The following is a 16,635-nucleotide window of genomic DNA, read 5'->3' as shown; positions in this document are numbered from 1 at the left end:
CCCCTACACCCTATTCGATAATGTCTTTCTTAATATTTGCAACTAATAATATCTATGATCTCTCAATAAGAAAAGTCATAGAAAACGTTTGTTATAAGTATTAGTAAAATAGTATTGTTGAATCAATTTAGAACTTATATAGAACAGCTACATACTTATTTGAAAGATTGGCGTACATTATTATAGAGTACATTTTGTAACCATTGTGCAAGAAGATTGAGTTGCTCATATGTGCGCACAAGACGTTTACCCTCAATGTGAACTTCTGTGGTTGGGTAATTTTGAATGATTTCAATCAATGACACTTTTTTGTCTTTACTAGCTGACAGTACTAAAGATGATCGCAAAGCTTGTCTGTCTGCGTTCCCTGAGGGAGTATGAATTGTCTGACTAATCTGGTCTAATAAAAATATACCAATACGATTATTCAGTACACGATCCAACGTCACTGGGTTAGCATTAACTTCTCGTGTTAAGGTATTGCGAACTGGTTGAGGGTCTTGATCGGCTTGATTAAAGAAGAACCTTAGCTTTTGCGAAAGCTCTCCAGTTTCAGCTAAGGCTGTTAGTTCACTTACTGGTACTGTTTCACGAAATATACCATACTTAAAAACAACAGTTTCAGCCGCGATCGCACTGTTAATATAAAAGACACCACTAACAAATGTGAGTAAAGGAAAAGTGCTTTTTAATATAGAAACAAGGTATTTCATTATTGGATTCTTTATTCTCTCTTAAATAAAATTTATTTGATAAATATTTAATGTTACAAAATATGACTAATAAACGGTTCAATAATTTTTCACTTTTTAACCAGATGTTAATTTGTAATTCTTCTATATCCTTTTATGTTTTCAAGTTAAGAGATGCTGTTTGATAAAACATCTCCCAAAAGTTATACATGCTCTACCAACTGATACCTTTTCATATGGAATTGGTATAAGTTTCTTTTAACCTGTAACATCCAATTCTTTGGCATTCAGACGACTTAGAAAAGTACGTAAGCGATCGCTTTCTGGATGAGAGAGAACTTGGTGAGGCGATCCTTGTTCTACCACAACACCTTGATCCAAAAAGATAACTCGATGCGCCACCTCACGGGCAAATTGCATTTCATGAGTGACAACGACCATCGTCATACCCTCTGCTGCTAATTGTTGCATGACTTGCAACACTTCACCCACAAGTTCCGGATCTAAGGCGCTGGTTGGTTCATCAAAAAGCATAACTTGGGGATTCATACACAAACTGCGGGCAATAGCGACTCGTTGCTTTTGTCCTCCTGAAAGTTGTTCTGGATATGCAGATGCTTTGTCAAAAAGTCCAACTTTTTCGAGATAAAGTCCTGCCAATTGTGCACTTTCTTTCGCTGATTTCCCCAGCACTTGACGCGGCGCAAGTGTCAGATTTTCTAGTACGCTTAAATGAGGAAACAGGTTAAACTGCTGGAAAACCATGCCGACTTGTGTTCGCAGTTGCCGTAGTTGCCTGTTGCTAAAATTCGGTTGTGATACATCAACATTGTTGACTAGTAAACGCCCAGAATCAATCGCTTCCAAACGGTTGAAGCAGCGGAGTAAAGTACTTTTGCCACAACCAGAAGCACCAATGACTGCGACGACTTCTCCTCGTTCTATCTTGCCAGTAATCCCCTTGAGAACTTTTAGGGAACCATAACTCTTTTCAATATTTTCAAAGACAATTGCAGAGGAGGAGTTGTCCATTTTCGATATCTGTTGCACTACAAATTATTATAAGAACTCATTGCTCGCTTCTGTAATACCTTAAAATTTGATTTTTAGAACATATAATTTCTGTTATCAATAATTTATTTGGCAAAAAACCATGTTCCAGCCAAAAGTGACGCGATCTGCGCGGAGCGCAGCAGCTAAGCTATCGCGCAAAGCACCGGCTCTTATGGGGCGATCGCATTTCATAAAATATTTCTTAACTGGTTTAGGTACGGCTGCGATTTTGTCAGCTTGTGAAAATTCAGGTAGCAATACTAGCAGTACTTCTAAGGGTAATTCACAAACAGCTACAGCAGGAAAAACAATTAAAGTTGCTACAGAACCTGCTTTTCCGCCGTTTGAGTCCAAAGGTTCGGGCAATGAACTCGTAGGCTTTGATATTGATCTGATCAAAGCAGCGGGACAAGCAGCTGGATTAACGATTGAGTTCCAAAGTCTACCTTTTGATGGTATAATACCAGGACTTCAAGCAAATACTATTGATGCTGCTATCAGTTCAATTACTATCACCCCAGAACGCGCCCAAGCAGTGTCTTTTTCTCGACCTTATTTTAGAGCAGGGTTGGCGATCGCAATCCGCCAAGACAACACAACTATCACCAACCTAGATAGTCTCAAAGGCAAGAAAATTGCTGTCCAAATTGGCACAACCGGATCTAAAAAAGCCAAAAGCATCTCTGGTGCTCAAGTTCGGGAATTCGACTCTGCCCCTTTAGCCTTGCAAGAATTGGCAAATGGTAATGTAGATGCTGTCATCAACGATGCTCCTGTGACAATAGAAGCGATCAAGAGTGGTAACATCAAAGGTCTAAAGGTAGTTGGTCAACTGCTCACCGAAGAATACTATGGTATTGCCTTGCCAAAAAATTCTCCCAACCTCAACGCCATCAACACAGCTCTTGCAAAGATAATTTCAGACGGTACTTACGCGCAAATTTACAAGAAGTGGTTCAATACAGAACCTCCGCAACTACCAGAGACTGCGCCAGCTTCTACTTCTTGAGGGAAGGAGGGAGGGACACACAGAGGGAGGTGAAAATTCCTAACTAGTGACTAATGACTAATGATTAATGACAGTCCTGATGAGTTAACTTTCAGATTTACGCACAAAAAAAGTTACACTATCAAAGAAGTGGAAATGTCCCAGAAAAGAAAAAGCGGTCAGCTATGTTAAACTGACTGCTTAGTGCTATTTTTTATTGATCTAACCAGTTAACCAGCCCAAGTGAAGTAGCGCCTCCTACAAGGTGAGCGCCAATCAGATTGACGTTTGCCAAAACTACAAAAAGATCTAGGGAACGAATGACATTTTCCGGTCTATAGACTGCTACTCCTTGAGGCAGAGCTAGAGATTTCGATAATACAGCAATAACGGTCACTTCAGATGCTAAAAAAGCTAACAATAGCCCTATCAAACTAACGATTAATCCAATTTGTAATACTTGAATTACGTCCTCTTTCCTTGGATGTAATTCACGATTAGGCGACTGTAAAAGTTTGTCTAAACGCCTGTAGCGGTTGACCCAATAGACCCTGAAACACAGCACTAAAATTCCAATAATACCCAAAAAGACTCCAAACCCCATGACCGAATTCGTCGTTGTTTGGACAGTGGAATTACGGCTAAATATAGCCAACGCCAAAGCCAAGCCAGAAACAGCGCCTAGTGCTAACTGTACCCAGAAGCTAATCGGTCTTACTACGCCGAAGGTGGCTGCAAATCGTTGTTTACTCGGTGTAGGTAAGTAGGAATTTAAGTCATTTGACATATTCGTTCTCCTTAAGCCTGATAAACTATCTTTTGATTTTTGAAAATAGTCTTACTTCGGTAATTTTGGGCTTGACATAGCGCCTTAAGTAGTGAAAAATTGTCTACTTGTTGCCTGCTAATGCCGCAAATGCCAGCCCCCTAATAGGTAACATTAGGGGAGCAACAATCATGGCACCTATAATCACAGCCGCACTATTGGAGAGTAGTCCAAAGGTGGCAATGGCGCAGGAGCCGACAATCAACACAAGATAGTTAATATCTAGGGTTGATTCTTCTAGTAGCCCAAGTTGCATTTCCTCTAGCTTTTCTGGTTCGGGTTTTCTCCTGCTAAGATTACTAAAACGGTTGTGAAGATTCCTGTGCAAAATCCTCTCCTTCCATAATTAAAAGCCTATTACCAACAATTAAGCGATTATCTTTTAAGTTATTCTCTCCCTTAAGTATTATTCTTGCTTTATCCTCACAACCTGAAAACTTGGGATTAAGCCGAATGGCACTAAGGTTAAGATGCGATTTCCATCAATTGCTAGCCCAGTTTCGTCACGACAATCCGGATTACGGCATTGTTGACCTTAAGGCATATTGTCGCGATCATAAATATGTGCATGAGACGATAAAATTGCTTACACAAAAACAATCGCCAATTTTATTGGCCCAGATTTTCCACAAGATATCTTGTTTGGGTTGCATCCATAAAGCTGAACCCTGTGTCCACCCTTCGTAATTGGCGAAGGTATTGTTGTACCAACTTACTTAACAATGATTCAAAGTTTAACTATCATTCTCAACGCCCTACCAAATTTACTTGTTGGTGCTGTCGTCACACTTGAGATTACCGCGCTTTCAGTTGTTTTTGGTATGATTGGCGGTTCGTTGATCGGAATTGCCCGACTTTCGCCCCTTGTACCCTTGCGCTGGATAACTCGCGCTTATGTTGATTTTTTTCGTGGTACGCCTTTGCTTGTGCAGATTTTTATGATTTACTTTGGTTTGCCAGCACTGGCTCAAAGCATTGGCATACCTCTGCGTTTTGACCGTTTACTTGCTGCTGTGGTTGCTTTGAGTCTCAACTCTGCTGCATATATAGGTGAAATTGTTCGTGCTGGAATTCAATCTATTGAACCAGGACAAGCAGAAGCCGCAAACTCGCTGGGTATGAGTCAAGTGCAAACCATGCGCTACATCATCTTTCCCCAAGCGTTGCGCCGCATGATTCCACCACTAGGAAATGAATTTATTACCTTGCTTAAAGATACCAGTCTGGTAGCAGTTATCGGCTTTGAAGAATTATTTCGACGCGGTCAATTAATTGTAGCTGACACTTATCGTTCTTTCGAGATTTACACTGCAGTTGCTTTGGTTTATCTGGTTCTCACCTTAGCAGCATCCCAATTTTTCTCTCGTCTAGAAGTTTGGATGAACCCAATCAAGCGTAAGAAAGCAAGCCAAAAAAGATTGAGTTCACCATAAGTTATATTTGGGCTATTTTTGACAGTCGCCTCTGGTTTTTAACTTTCCAACACATTTAAACCTGCTTCCTTTTCTATTCTGTCTAAAGCCCTCTTCGCTTTTAAAACAACTCGCAAATAAGCTATCTGATTACTCCAAGCCAAACGAGGTAACAGGGGTGCTTGAGAGTCTACCTGAGTTTGGGAGTCAGTAATAGTTGTATTTTCTTCAGACATGATTAATGAGTTGTTAATGAAGGAAGTGATAATTCTTGTTGCCAACTTTGTGACCATTGAATGCGATCGCCACTAAACTGAAGTGGATCATTGACTGGCAAAGGAGCATCAATAGCTTCCTCAACCAGAGCAAACTCGCCATTATCAAACGGGTTTCCCTGCGCCTTATGTTGGAGAAACACTCGCTCGCGAACACCGCGTTTTGCTTGCGTTAAAGCACGGTGATGACAGTAAGGATTATTACCTCTTTTGTCAAAGAAAACATGAGCAGTCCAAGAGCAACCACCACGACAGAGTTGAGCAAATTCACAAGTCTTGCAGAAACCCCAAAGATGATCTGTCCCTTTAGGAGTATCAGCTCCGAGATTAAATCGTAATTCCTCTGCCTCTTCAATGATTGTTCGCAGTGAGTGGTCGCGGATGTTACCTCCGGTGTATGCGGAAGTCGGCAGTGAAGGACAACCTTTGATTGCACCATCGGCTTCAATGCCCAAAGTAGCCAGTCCGGCGTTGCATCCCTGCCAGAAAGCCCAAGCATGTCCTCCCCGCAGCAGTCGTTCGTAGGGACCGTAATAGCCGATATTGTTGCCTGGCTGCACCTGCACTCCTTCTTCCTGGGCGCGTTGAGCAACACGAGCTATCATTGGATAGACATCTAGCAGTTCATATGGTTGCAGTAGAATATCACTATTATCCGCTGCATTTCCCATTGGCACTGTTAACTGAATCTGCCAAGCAAAAATGCCAGCATCACGGATACGCTCGTAGATTTGGGGAAATTCCGGTGCAGATAGGCGATTGATTTGAGTGTTGCAGCCAAAGATAATACCAGCTTCCTTAAGATGGCTCATGGTCTTAAACGCCCATTCCCAAGAGCCTTTTCTACCCCTGAGGCGATCGTGAGTCGCTTCTAAGCCATCAACCGAAACAGACACTACACTAATTCCAGCTTCTTTCATCCGGCGTGCTGTATCCAAGGTGATACCATAACCACCAGTCGTCATCCCACAACGCATTCCAGCATTGGTAATCGCAGAGGCAATTTCCAACCAATCAGGACGGAGAAAAGCCTCACCCCCAATTATGGTGACTTCTGTAATCCCGACTTCCGCCATTTGTTTGACTAAATCAAGGGCTTCTTCTGTCGAAAGTTCTTTCGCCCTTGTGTGCCCAGCACGAGAACCGCAGTGCTGACAAGCTAAATTGCACTTCAGCGTTATTTCCCAAACCGCATAACTGATTCTGCGATAGGTCATTGAAATATCCTCAGCTAATTTATTCAGATAGGGACGGACTTACTTGCGTCCGTCCCAAGAAACTTAAGCTTATTACTTAAACTTCCTTGAAATTATTCTTCTAGCCGTACCACAACTCCATATAGAGGCCGAATAACAGGAGTGCGCAGCCATAGCTCAGATCGCGCAGCAATCCCACCAAAAATAGTTACCAATTCTTTTTCGTCTAACTCTGCCAGTTCGTCCTCATCAGCACTTAACTCCAACAGTTCGGCTGTATATTCTTTCAACTCTTCTTGGGTGAAATCATAGCCAGCACTTTTAACCGTTTGGCTACATTCATCCTTAGTGTTAGCTCCTTGAACTTGGGTACGAAAAGCTTCGTCAGTTCCTAGTCTTTCGTAAAATGCTTTGACGTTTTCTAGAGACATAATTCCTCTTAGGATGAGTTAAATACAACTAGTGCGATTACGCAACCATGCTGCAATAAATATTTCAGCATTCTGCCGTGCTGCACTAATAGTTTTGCTTAACCAGCCGTCAGTTTTACGACGGCATCAATTGTTTTCTACTGCTTAAGTGAAAACATGTAAGCAGTATAACATTGTTAATAATTTTCTCACCTAGACAGTTTAGATTCAATGCCTCCTGCCAATAAGCTAATATCAAGCCAAATGCTAGGTCATTGAAATACCCTCAGCTAATTTATTCAGATAGGGACGGACTTAACTGCATCCGTCCCAAAAAACACAAGCTTATTGCTCAAACTTACTTAAATTTCATCTGCTGGCCTTATAACTCCATATAAAGGCTGAACAACTCCATATAAAGGCTGAGCAATGGGTGGCTTAATGGGTGGCCACTTAATGGGTGGCTTAATGGGTGGCCGACCAATGGGTGGTTCATAAATGACTCCATACAGCGGCTGTGCAATAAATCCACCAAAAACAGTTGCCAATTCTTTTTCGTCTAAATCTGCCAGTTCGTCCTCATCAGCAGCTAACTCTAACAGTTCGGCTGTATATTCTTGCAATTCTTCTTGGGTGAAATCATAGCCAGCACTTTTGACCGTTTGGCTACATTGATCCTTACTATTAACCCCTTGAATTTGGGTACGAAAAGCTTCGTCAGTTCCTAGTCTTTGGTAGAATGCTTTGACGTCTTCTAAAGACATAATTTCTCCTGGGATTACTTAAATTTTAGCTAGTGCCATCAAGCAAAACAGAGTGAGGGGGTCGCAGTCTTGGCGGTTCCCGTCGATTGCGAACCCCCGAACCCGGAGGGCTAAGCTGATAACATCTAGTTTTGAGCTTTCAAAAACTCAACACATTTCTTCAAATAGGGACGGACTTACCTGCATCCGTCCCAAAAAACTTAAGCTTATTGCTCAAGTTCCTTAGAGTTATTCTTGCGATAGGACAACTCCATATAAAGGCTGAACAATGGGTGGCTTAATGGGTGGCAACTTAATGGGCCACTTAATGGGTGGCCACTTAATGGGTGGTTCATAAATGATTCCATACAGCGGCTGCGCAACAATTCCACCAAAAACAGTTGCCAATTCTTTTTCATCTAAATCAGCCAGACCATCCTCATCAGCAGCTAACTCTAACAGTTCGGCTGTATATTCTTGCAATTCTTCTTGGGTGAAGTCATAGCCAGCACTTTTGACTGTTTGGCTACATTGATCCTTACTATCAACCCCTTGAATTTGGGTACGAAAAGCTTCGTCAGTTCCTAGTCTTTGGTAGAATGCTTTGACGTCTTCTAGAGACATAATTTCTCCTGGGATTACTTAAATTACAGCTTGAGATGGGTAAAATGCGGGCGCAGCCTGACACATTTTACCCATCTCAACTAGTGCCATCAGGCAAAACAGAGTTACACTCATAACATCTGGTTTTGAGCTTTCAAAAACTCAACAGATATTTCTGCCGTACTGCACTAGTAGTTTTGCTTAAACAGTCGTCAGTTTTACTACTGCATCAATTTTTCTTTATTAGTTATAGAAAGTACTGGAGCAATAGAATTACTGACTGAGTAATCTTCTCACCCAGACAGTTTCCATTCAACATGTCTTAATGATTTTTCAATTTTTGTCTACTGCAAAGATGCTAATATCAAGCAAAATGTTACATACCAGGCTTGATAGAACGTGCTGAGCGCAGCCTGTTCCATAGGACATAGGGACGAGAGTTCGGGAAGCAGTCCAAACAATTAGTGTCCAAACGAACCCCACATTAACACCACTTGTTTCCCGATCACAACCAACGCAACGCCAATCATTGCAATCAGCGTCACTTTACCACCAGGAACAAGCGGTTGACTCATGCTATTTGATTGTTCCTGCTCTTGACGTTGCTTCCAAGTCATCAATGCCGGAATAATTCCACCTAAAACTGAAATACTGAACGTTCCAGCATAGTCTAGAGCAGCCAAGAAGATGCTAGGATTAAGCGCCCCAAGACTCATAGGCGGAAAAAGAATCAGTGAAAAAAGCGGTAGACGTTTAGCAGGCTCATTAGATGCTGAAATATCTTTGAACAAATCCAGCAAGCCATACACAAATCCAATAAATGATGTGACAATTGCAAACTCAGAGAAAACGGACACTAACACTCCTAACCATTCTCCTGCACCACCATCACGCAGAATTTGCAGTGGATCAAAAACAGTTCCGCCACCAGAAGTGCCTTGTAGCATATCAGTGCTGACGCTTCCCAAAATCACGGCATTCCAAGCCAAGAACATGATTAAGGGAATCGCAGAACCAATGAAGATGGACTGACGTATTTTACGGACATCACCTTCGAGTTGAGTGACAACTGTTGGCACAACGTTACTGTAAAAGAGCGCCACAAACATCACTGAAACGGCTGCAGGAAGCGCACTCCAATCTTGAAATGAGAAAGAGGAAGTCTTAAGCTGCGTTCCTGCCAACACTAATAGTCCAACAAATGAAACAAGGACAATCGCTACAAACGCGCTGTTTAATTTCTCTACAAATCTTTCTCGCCCAAGGTACATGATGCCACCAAATACCAGAGTGAACGCCGTTGTCCCCACCCAAGCAGGCAGATTATTCTGCACACCTAACACTTTTTCAACAGCAGATATTAAAATCTTTCCACCTTGGCTAACATAAGCAACAAGCAAGGCATAGTGCAAGAACAGATACGCACCACCAGCAAAGCGCGCACCCAGCTTCCCAAGCGTCCTCTCAACCATCACCAACAAACCTGAACCCGAACTGCCGACAAGACGCATCGTGTTTAAAGTTACCTCTGCAATCAGAAGACCTGAAACTAAAGTGTAGAGCCAAACACCAACAAGTAGAACTGTCGATGGTACAACACCAGATGGCAGAGTTACCGCAGGTAATGCGAGGATACCAGCACCAACTGTCGTTCCAGCGACAAGTGCAGTACTTCCTAAAACACTACCTGGTTGATGATTGAGTTTATTTCCATAGAGTTCAAGGTTAGAAAATAGTCGAGTGAGTTGTGAGGTATCCGAGTTGAGAACTGCCTTCATATCGGTCTTGTTAAAATACGCGCATTCTGAAACAATTTGTAACTTAACATAAAATAATGTAAATTATTTTAGCAAAAACAGTTATTTTTATCACCCTGGTGCTTGTGATCACTGCTATTTTCAAAGGCTACGCTGTTTGACGAGATGTTTTATAGATCAAACCAATTTAACCAACCGTCCCAACTTTGCACGATTTCTGCAAATTTTGCATAACCACCTGCTCTAGGATGAGCACCATCATTGTTTCTTGCTTCATCTTGCCAAATATTTGACTTTTGCAAAATAGGAAAAATATCTAGATAAGGTATATTGAGTTGATCACAAACCACAGCAAACTGTTTAGATAAATTCACTATTCTGTGGTCTCTTCCATCCTGTTCTTCATCTGCACATGGTGGTGGACCAACCATTAAAACAGGATACAACTGTTTAGCTGTACTCAAAATACTGCGGACATTTTCTATTGAATCTGCTAATTCAACACGAGGTTTACCATTTATCAGTGTTGTATCATTCACTCCAAAAGAAAATACAACTCTGCCATCATACTCTTTTGGTAAACGATAAGAAACTTCTTTTAACCAACGTTGTCTTAGCTGTGTACTCGTTTCCCGCCTAACTCCTAAATTATAGAAGGTGATATCATAGCCTGTTCTCGCAGCATGAACACAGATTCTTCCAGTCCATCCAAGAAACTCAGGATCACCAGTACCGTTGACAAATGATTCACCAAGGAAGCAAATCCTGATTTGTGGTCGATATTTTGACATAACTCAATCGAAATTCCATCTTTGGAGCGTAAGCCAAAGGTAGGCGACCTCCGTTAGGCTTTTGCTTATATCCACGAGGAAATTTTAACCGAAATTTGTGCAAATTTTAACTTAACTTTTGCTCTTAGTACCTTACTCTATCTAAGGAATAATACTAAATCTGAGTCATGCCCACTTTTTTCACTAGTCAGTGTGCGCTTCCTTCGCGCATACGCTGACTAATCTCGTATAGCCGCACTATGCAAGGGTTAAGAGAGGGTTATGATAGCGGATTTAATATAACTGTGATAAAATACGGAAAATCGATAGATTTTTAGCAATATGCAAAATCATCAATAAATATTCCACAAAACAAGTCAGTCTAAAACTGTCATTCAAAACAAAATCAACAAAACCTGAGAATTCCAGTCGAGAGCGAGAATCCTTGCAAGGTACTTCACGGTACTGATTTTTTGTATATTTTGTTTTTCGTCAATCAGGATATGTCCATGGAAATACTGACAGCAGAAAATTTAGATTTTTTGTGTGGTGGTTATTACTAAACATTTGAGGATGAAATTAATGTTTAAGGCGATCGCGTGTACTTGGATACTCCTTATTATTGGTGACTTCCTTTCTACTTTTTGCTATCACGTACCTGAACACGTTTTTGGTATCCTTCACTTACGAACTCACCACTCCTACAAAAAGAGTTTTCGCCATTATGCCATCCTAACTTTTAATTCCCAAGTTCTTCTGGATGGTATTTTGGGTGCTTTACCTTACTTACTCGTAGCAGCAGTTCTATGGTCTTTTTCCCCGATTGGTGTTGTGTGTGGGCTGCTGTTTGGTCAGTTTCATGTATGGTGGAGACACACGACTACCTTGGGTTGGCAAACTCCAAAGTTAGTAGAGATTTTATGCCGAATTCTGTTTATCACGACTCCAGAAAGACATTGGGAACATCACCAAAAAACTAACCAGGGTTATGGCGATATTTTCACATTTTTTGAACAGCCAGCTAAAGGCTGGTTGCGTTTGTTACGTCTGTTGAGGTTGCGTTTCTCGCACTCGCTTGTATCTCAATGATATTGAGGTTTTATTAGAGAATTTGAGATAGGAATTTGCGAGTGCGCAGATAAGCGCAGCGTGTCCCCTTGGGACTCAGCAATCGCAAGGATTTCGTGCATTTTACATTCTGTTACAGAGTTCGGTTTATTTGTACCGACTTACTTAACTCAATCGAAATTCCATCTTTATTCTTTTTGCATTGTCTGCATTTAAGTTGCGAGCACCTCAAGTTTTTCTAGGAATAGTTGACTTGACTGACTCACGCTCGTGTAATCTCTCAAACCATTCTCTCAAATGAGGGTACTCAAGAAGCCAATCCTCATTTAAGCGCAGGCTGTAGTAACCTAGAGAACATAACGCTGCTACGTCTGCTACAGTCCAACTTTCGCCGCCTAACAAATATTTAGCAGTTCGCAGTTGTTCTTCAAAAATTGGTAAAAGGCGATTAATTAATGTTTCATATTTTGTCCGATAATAAGTAGGAGCTATATCGCCCGTCAAGTTTAATACCCACAGATTGATAACATTCTCACCTAAAGTATCTGCCAGTTCTTCCCATTTACGACACTCAAGTTTTTGACGAGGAGCGCTTGGATAAAAATTTGGTTGTGGATAGGTTTCGTCTAGATACTCTGCAATTAGTGTTGAGTCCCAAATAGCTGTGCCATCTTCATCCACAAAAACAGGTACTTTAGCAATGGGATAAATTTTGATAAATTCAGGGGGTTTATTAACTAAATTAATTTCAATTAGTTCACATATCAAATTTTTCTCTGCCAACAATATTCGGATCTTTCGAGAAAAATGTGATTGCTGATGATAATATAATGTTCTCTTCATAAGATTTCTTTTTGCTCGAATTTGTGTCTAATATCAATTTACATTCAAGCAGCATAGAAAAGAGCTTCAAGAATAAAGTTATATAAAATCAACAAATAAATAACACACTATAACGTGAGATTACTGAGAACATCATGAAGGCGATGCTCCAGCAGGGTTACGGCGATATTTTCACATTTTTTGAACAGCCAGCAAAAAGCTGGTTGCGTTTGTTACGTCTGTTAAGACTACGTTTCTCGCACTTACTTGTGTTTCAATGATATTGAGGTTTTGTTAAAGAATTTGAGATAGGAATTTGCGAGTGCGATCGTGCTTGGGACTTTGAAAGAAAATACTTGGTGTGGCTTCCTCTACAATCGTACCGCTATCCATTAAGATCACGCGGTCAGCAGCTTCGCGAGCAAATCCAACTTCATGGGTGACAACAACCATTGTCATACCATCAGCAGCAAGGGTTTTGATAACGTCCAAAACCTCCCGCACCATCTCCGGATCTAAAGCGGAAGTGGGTTCATCAAAAAGCATAACTTTAGGCTGCATAGCTAATGCTCTTGCAATAGCTACTCGTTGCTGCTGTCCACCTGACAACTGTCCTGGATATTTCTGTGCTTGTTCCAAAATTCCGACTCGTTCTAGCAACTGCATCGCCGTTTCTTCTGCTTTGACTTTGGTCCACTTGCGCACCCAAGTTGGTGCCAAAGTGATATTTTGCAATACTGTCAAATGAGGAAACAAGTTGAACTGTTGAAACACCATCCCGACTTCTCGCCGAATTGCCTCAATATTTCGTAGGTCATTCGTAAGGTCAATTCCATCAATTTCAATTCGTCCCTGTTGATATTCTTCTAAAGCATTAAAGGTGCGAATAAAAGTCGATTTTCCCGAACCAGAAGGTCCCATCAGTACTACGACTTCTCCACGATTAACAGTTAAGCTAACCCCTTGGAGAACGTGAAACTTACCATACCACTTGTGGATATCTTGGGCAATAATAATAGGCTTTTGTTGGTTCATAATTATTTTTTCATGAGTTATTAGTTAAAAGTTCTACTCCATTTTCTCACTTTTATTATGACTCATGAGATTTGAGCCGACGATCACTTCTGTGAGTCGGGTTGATTGAAGCCATTACTTGGAGAAGAAATTTTAAAACCGGGTGCTGTGTAGTCTTGAGAAAGATAGTTTTCCGGAATGGTGATCTGATTGCCATCCCGGATCGCATAGTATTGAGGCGAGAGGATTTCAATGCCTGCTTCGTTACACTTGTCTTGGATGTTCTGATGCAATTCTGAGTAGATTCTTGCCATGATGTGGGGTTTTTTAGTGTGGGCATTCAACTCATAGCTAACATAGAAATCATCTAAACTGGTTTGTAACACGAACGGTGTAGGATCTTTCAAGATGTGTTGAGTGGCAAGAGCTGCGTTAATTAAGACTTCGTGGACTTTTCGCCAGGGTATGTCATAACGCAGTGTTAATTTTGTGTGCAAAACAAGCGGTGTGTCGGAGTCTTGAACTAAGGCGCTATAGTTAGTCACCTGGCTATTGAGAACTGTTGAATTGGGAATTGTGATTACCACATTCTTGACAGTACGAATCCGCGTTACCAGAAGTGTCTTTTCTGCAACATCTCCAATAGCATCGCCAATTTTGACGCGATTACCAACCTGAAACGATCGCGTGTAAATGAGAATTACGCCAGCAACAATGTTTGCAACCGCAGCGGAAGAACCAAGTGACAACAAAAGCCCCAGAAAAATAGAAATACCTTGAAATGCAGGAGATTTTGCTCCAGGTAGATAAGGAAACACCACCACTGCTGCCAAAGCGATAATTAAAAATGTTGCTAACTTGTAGGTGGGTTCTGCCCACTCTGGATAAAACCAGGGGAAAGTCCTATCCCTGCCTAAGGCTTTGAGAACCAGCCGGGTAAAGCGAAGGATATAGTAAGTAACAACGATAATCACAGCAATCATCAACAATTTTGGGAGATAGGCTAAAAAACCCTCCCACGCACTCTTAACAGCAACAACCAGGTTGTTAACTATGACGCCTTCCAATCCCCTTGTCCAAGGGAAGAAGCTGATAACAAGGGTGAAATAAACTGCTAGAATACACAGCCAGAGAGCTAGGCGAACTAACTCAGCGAAGCGAGTCAGTAGAGAGGCAACCTGAGCTTCAGATAGCAACTCAAAATTGTCGATTCTCATCGCTGGAACTGTTTGTTCATGATGATTAAGTCTGGCAAAAATTCGTGCGAAGCCCTGATTAAGTAATTTAAATAGAATTAATAAAGTAATCGTGGCAATGACGCTGTAAAAAACTCCAAACAAGATGTACTTTAAGCTATGTTCTTGTCTATATTTTTTAATCACAGTTTGAATCTTGCTAGTATACTCACGCGCAAGTTCTTGTCTAAGTTTGCCTGCGGCTTTAGCATCTGCCTCTGTAACTGTAAAAAGTACTTTTTCTCCTGCTAATATATTGACACTATTTTCTTCTTCCTGAGTCTTCAGCGCCGTAACTGGAATAGATACATCCTCAGCTAGGGCTTGGAGTCTAGTGTTGACTGCTTGCGAGCGCTCTGCTACTGAGAATGATCCAATTCGTGCCTGGATTACAAAAATTTGATCATCCCCCACAACGACAGGAATTCCATCAACTGGATTACCATTTGTAGCATTTGTTTGAGAATAAGCAAAGGGTACTGCTGTAATCGTCACAAATACTGCCAGGACTAAGGAAATGAATTCCATTAACTGCTTTTTCAAGCTAAGTCTCATTTTTTATAAAAAGTTTAGAGTTTGTTTTTAAAGTAATAGTACTCTCAAGAATACAGGAAACAGTGAACACAACAGAAGAGGAATTGTGTTTCTTTTCCTTTTATATCATTGTTTGAACTCGATATGGTTAATTATAAGCTTCAAAATTATAGTCATATACCTCATTTTTCTATTACCTTTGACCCACACCCAATTCCTTTTCTAAGCGTCGAGAAGCTAGCGACATGGAATAGCAAAAGACCCAATAAATAAATGCAATGAATAAATAGACTTCTGCATAGCGGGCAATAAATTGAGGTTGAGCCAGGATAGCACGAGAAATTCCTGTTAATTCCAATAATCCAACAATTGATAACAAAGAAGTATCTTTAAACAAACCAATAAATTGACCAACAAGGGCTGGAATAACAGCACGTAGCGCTTGGGGAAGAACAATGAGTAAAACTGTTAAAGGAGCATTCAACCCTAGTACTTTAGCAGCTTCAATTTGTCCGCGTGGAATTGATTGAAGACCACCACGTACATTTTCTGCTAAATAAGCAGCACTAAAGAAAATTAAACCAGCAATTCCCCTTAGGACTCTGTCTAAACGGTATTCTACTGGTAGGAACAAGGATAACATCACTTGAGCAAAGAACAAAACTCCAATCAGTGGCAGTCCTCGGATAATTTCAATGTAGAGGATACTAAACCAACGCACAACAGGTAGCTGACTCTGACGCCCTAATGCTAATAAAACACCCAAAGGAAAAGAGAGAACAATACTAATTACCGCCATCACCAAAGTCAGCAACAAACCATTCCACAAATTGCTTTCTACTGGTTGCAGTCCAAAGCCTCCCCCAATTAGCCATAGGATAATTGGAAAAGAAAGCGCCCACCCAAAGGGTAACCAACTGTTCATTTGACGGGGTAAGCGTTTCGTAAAAGTTCCCCATGACAAACCAAAAAGACCGAGGATAATAAAGAGTGCTAGCCACAACCGCCAGTAAAGTTGTTGTGGGAAACGACCAACAAAAAATAAAGATAAGTTAGCTGTGATAACTTGCCATTTTGCTTGAGTCAATACCCAAGTCAGAATACCTTTGATACCAAAAAAAAGCAACCATAAACAGACAACAGTGAGAATACTGTTGTACCAGTTATTAAATAGATTTTTCTGTAGCCATTGTAAGATAGTGGGTTTTTGACTTTTAAAAGAACTCATTTTAAAAAA

The 16,635-nt window shown here is 41.0% G+C and carries 15 protein-coding genes and 4 pseudogenes; 4 read left to right on the top strand and 15 right to left on the bottom strand.

Annotation, left to right across the window (positions count from 1 at the left end):
* Window positions 1-155 precede the first annotated feature (155 nt).
* Entirely contained in the window at window positions 156-713 is a 558-nt protein-coding gene (locus tag DP114_RS18150; protein WP_169263405.1) for an alpha/beta hydrolase, read from the bottom strand.
* Window positions 714-950: 237 nt separating this feature from the next.
* Window positions 951-1,724, bottom strand: a complete 774-nt coding sequence (locus DP114_RS18145; RefSeq protein WP_169263404.1) for an amino acid ABC transporter ATP-binding protein — start codon at window positions 1,722-1,724, stop codon at window positions 951-953.
* Between the two features lie 193 nt (window positions 1,725-1,917).
* On the opposite strand from DP114_RS18145, the pseudogene DP114_RS18140 reads away from it, so the two are divergent.
* A pseudogene (locus DP114_RS18140) lies at window positions 1,918-2,748 on the top strand (basic amino acid ABC transporter substrate-binding protein); the annotation flags it as partial.
* Between the two features lie 199 nt (window positions 2,749-2,947).
* Here the strand turns inward: DP114_RS18140 and DP114_RS18135 are convergent.
* The gene (locus tag DP114_RS18135; protein ID WP_169263403.1) at window positions 2,948-3,520 is read right to left on the bottom strand and encodes a DUF3611 family protein; all 573 of its coding nucleotides are present in this window, start codon (window positions 3,518-3,520) and stop codon (window positions 2,948-2,950) included.
* Window positions 3,521-3,629: 109 nt separating this feature from the next.
* A pseudogene (locus DP114_RS18130) lies at window positions 3,630-3,887 on the bottom strand (DUF389 domain-containing protein); the annotation flags it as partial.
* Between the two features lie 403 nt (window positions 3,888-4,290).
* Here DP114_RS18130 and DP114_RS18125 point away from each other — a divergent pair.
* Window positions 4,291-4,992: pseudogene (locus tag DP114_RS18125) on the top strand (amino acid ABC transporter permease); the annotation flags it as partial.
* Window positions 4,993-5,030: 38 nt separating this feature from the next.
* Here the strand turns inward: DP114_RS18125 and DP114_RS18120 are convergent.
* The 7 genes from DP114_RS18120 to DP114_RS18090 all read right to left on the bottom strand — a co-directional run bounded on the left by DP114_RS18120 (window position 5,031) and on the right by DP114_RS18090 (window position 10,746).
* Window positions 5,031-5,207: a hypothetical protein gene (locus DP114_RS18120; RefSeq protein WP_169263401.1), complete on the bottom strand. Its 177-nt coding sequence runs from the start codon at window positions 5,205-5,207 to the stop codon at window positions 5,031-5,033.
* 2 nt (window positions 5,208-5,209) lie between these two features.
* Entirely contained in the window at window positions 5,210-6,463 is a 1,254-nt protein-coding gene (locus DP114_RS18115) for a nif11-class peptide radical SAM maturase 3 (protein ID WP_171976749.1), read from the bottom strand.
* Window positions 6,464-6,555: 92 nt separating this feature from the next.
* Window positions 6,556-6,873 (bottom strand): Nif11-like leader peptide family natural product precursor, encoded by a 318-nt coding sequence (locus tag DP114_RS18110; RefSeq protein ID WP_171976748.1) that lies wholly within the window; start codon window positions 6,871-6,873, stop codon window positions 6,556-6,558.
* A gap of 341 nt (window positions 6,874-7,214) precedes the next feature.
* Window positions 7,215-7,616: a Nif11-like leader peptide family natural product precursor gene (locus DP114_RS18105; RefSeq protein WP_171976747.1), complete on the bottom strand. Its 402-nt coding sequence runs from the start codon at window positions 7,614-7,616 to the stop codon at window positions 7,215-7,217.
* Window positions 7,617-7,844: 228 nt separating this feature from the next.
* Window positions 7,845-8,219, bottom strand: a complete 375-nt coding sequence (locus DP114_RS18100) for a Nif11-like leader peptide family natural product precursor (RefSeq protein ID WP_171976746.1) — start codon at window positions 8,217-8,219, stop codon at window positions 7,845-7,847.
* A 440-nt stretch (window positions 8,220-8,659) separates the two neighbouring features.
* Window positions 8,660-9,976, bottom strand: a complete 1,317-nt coding sequence (locus DP114_RS18095) for an amino acid permease (protein WP_171976745.1) — start codon at window positions 9,974-9,976, stop codon at window positions 8,660-8,662.
* A gap of 149 nt (window positions 9,977-10,125) precedes the next feature.
* Window positions 10,126-10,746 carry a GDSL-type esterase/lipase family protein gene (locus DP114_RS18090; protein WP_171976744.1) on the bottom strand — a complete coding sequence of 207 codons (621 nt, stop codon included), beginning with the start codon at window positions 10,744-10,746 and terminating at the stop codon, window positions 10,126-10,128.
* Between the two features lie 561 nt (window positions 10,747-11,307).
* Here DP114_RS18090 and DP114_RS18085 point away from each other — a divergent pair.
* Complete coding sequence (locus DP114_RS18085; RefSeq protein WP_171978229.1) at window positions 11,308-11,814, top strand: sterol desaturase family protein; 507 nt, start codon at window positions 11,308-11,310, stop codon at window positions 11,812-11,814.
* A gap of 207 nt (window positions 11,815-12,021) precedes the next feature.
* On the opposite strand, the gene DP114_RS18080 is transcribed toward DP114_RS18085, so the two are convergent.
* Window positions 12,022-12,636, bottom strand: coding sequence for a glutathione S-transferase family protein (locus DP114_RS18080; protein WP_171976743.1), 615 nt, complete (start codon window positions 12,634-12,636; stop codon window positions 12,022-12,024).
* Between the two features lie 155 nt (window positions 12,637-12,791).
* Between DP114_RS18080 and DP114_RS36350 the strand changes: the two are divergent.
* A pseudogene (locus DP114_RS36350) lies at window positions 12,792-12,896 on the top strand (fatty acid hydroxylase); the annotation flags it as partial.
* A gap of 13 nt (window positions 12,897-12,909) precedes the next feature.
* On the opposite strand, the gene DP114_RS18075 reads toward DP114_RS36350, so the two are convergent.
* The 3 genes from DP114_RS18075 to DP114_RS18065 all read right to left on the bottom strand — a co-directional run bounded on the left by DP114_RS18075 (window position 12,910) and on the right by DP114_RS18065 (window position 16,626).
* Complete coding sequence (locus DP114_RS18075) at window positions 12,910-13,650, bottom strand: amino acid ABC transporter ATP-binding protein (RefSeq protein ID WP_169263394.1); 741 nt, start codon at window positions 13,648-13,650, stop codon at window positions 12,910-12,912.
* A gap of 83 nt (window positions 13,651-13,733) precedes the next feature.
* On the bottom strand, window positions 13,734-15,392 hold the full coding sequence (locus tag DP114_RS18070; RefSeq protein ID WP_246162574.1) for a mechanosensitive ion channel family protein: 1,659 nt from the start codon (window positions 15,390-15,392) through the stop codon (window positions 13,734-13,736).
* 199 nt (window positions 15,393-15,591) lie between these two features.
* The gene (locus DP114_RS18065; RefSeq protein ID WP_171976741.1) at window positions 15,592-16,626 is read right to left on the bottom strand and encodes an amino acid ABC transporter permease; all 1,035 of its coding nucleotides are present in this window, start codon (window positions 16,624-16,626) and stop codon (window positions 15,592-15,594) included.
* Between the last annotated feature and the right edge of the window lie 9 nt (window positions 16,627-16,635).

Source organism: Brasilonema sennae CENA114, from assembly GCF_006968745.1.
Classification (GTDB): domain Bacteria; phylum Cyanobacteriota; class Cyanobacteriia; order Cyanobacteriales; family Nostocaceae; genus Brasilonema; species Brasilonema sennae.
The sequence above is the reverse complement of the archived record's forward strand: the minus strand, read 5'-3'. Positions and strand labels throughout refer to the sequence as shown.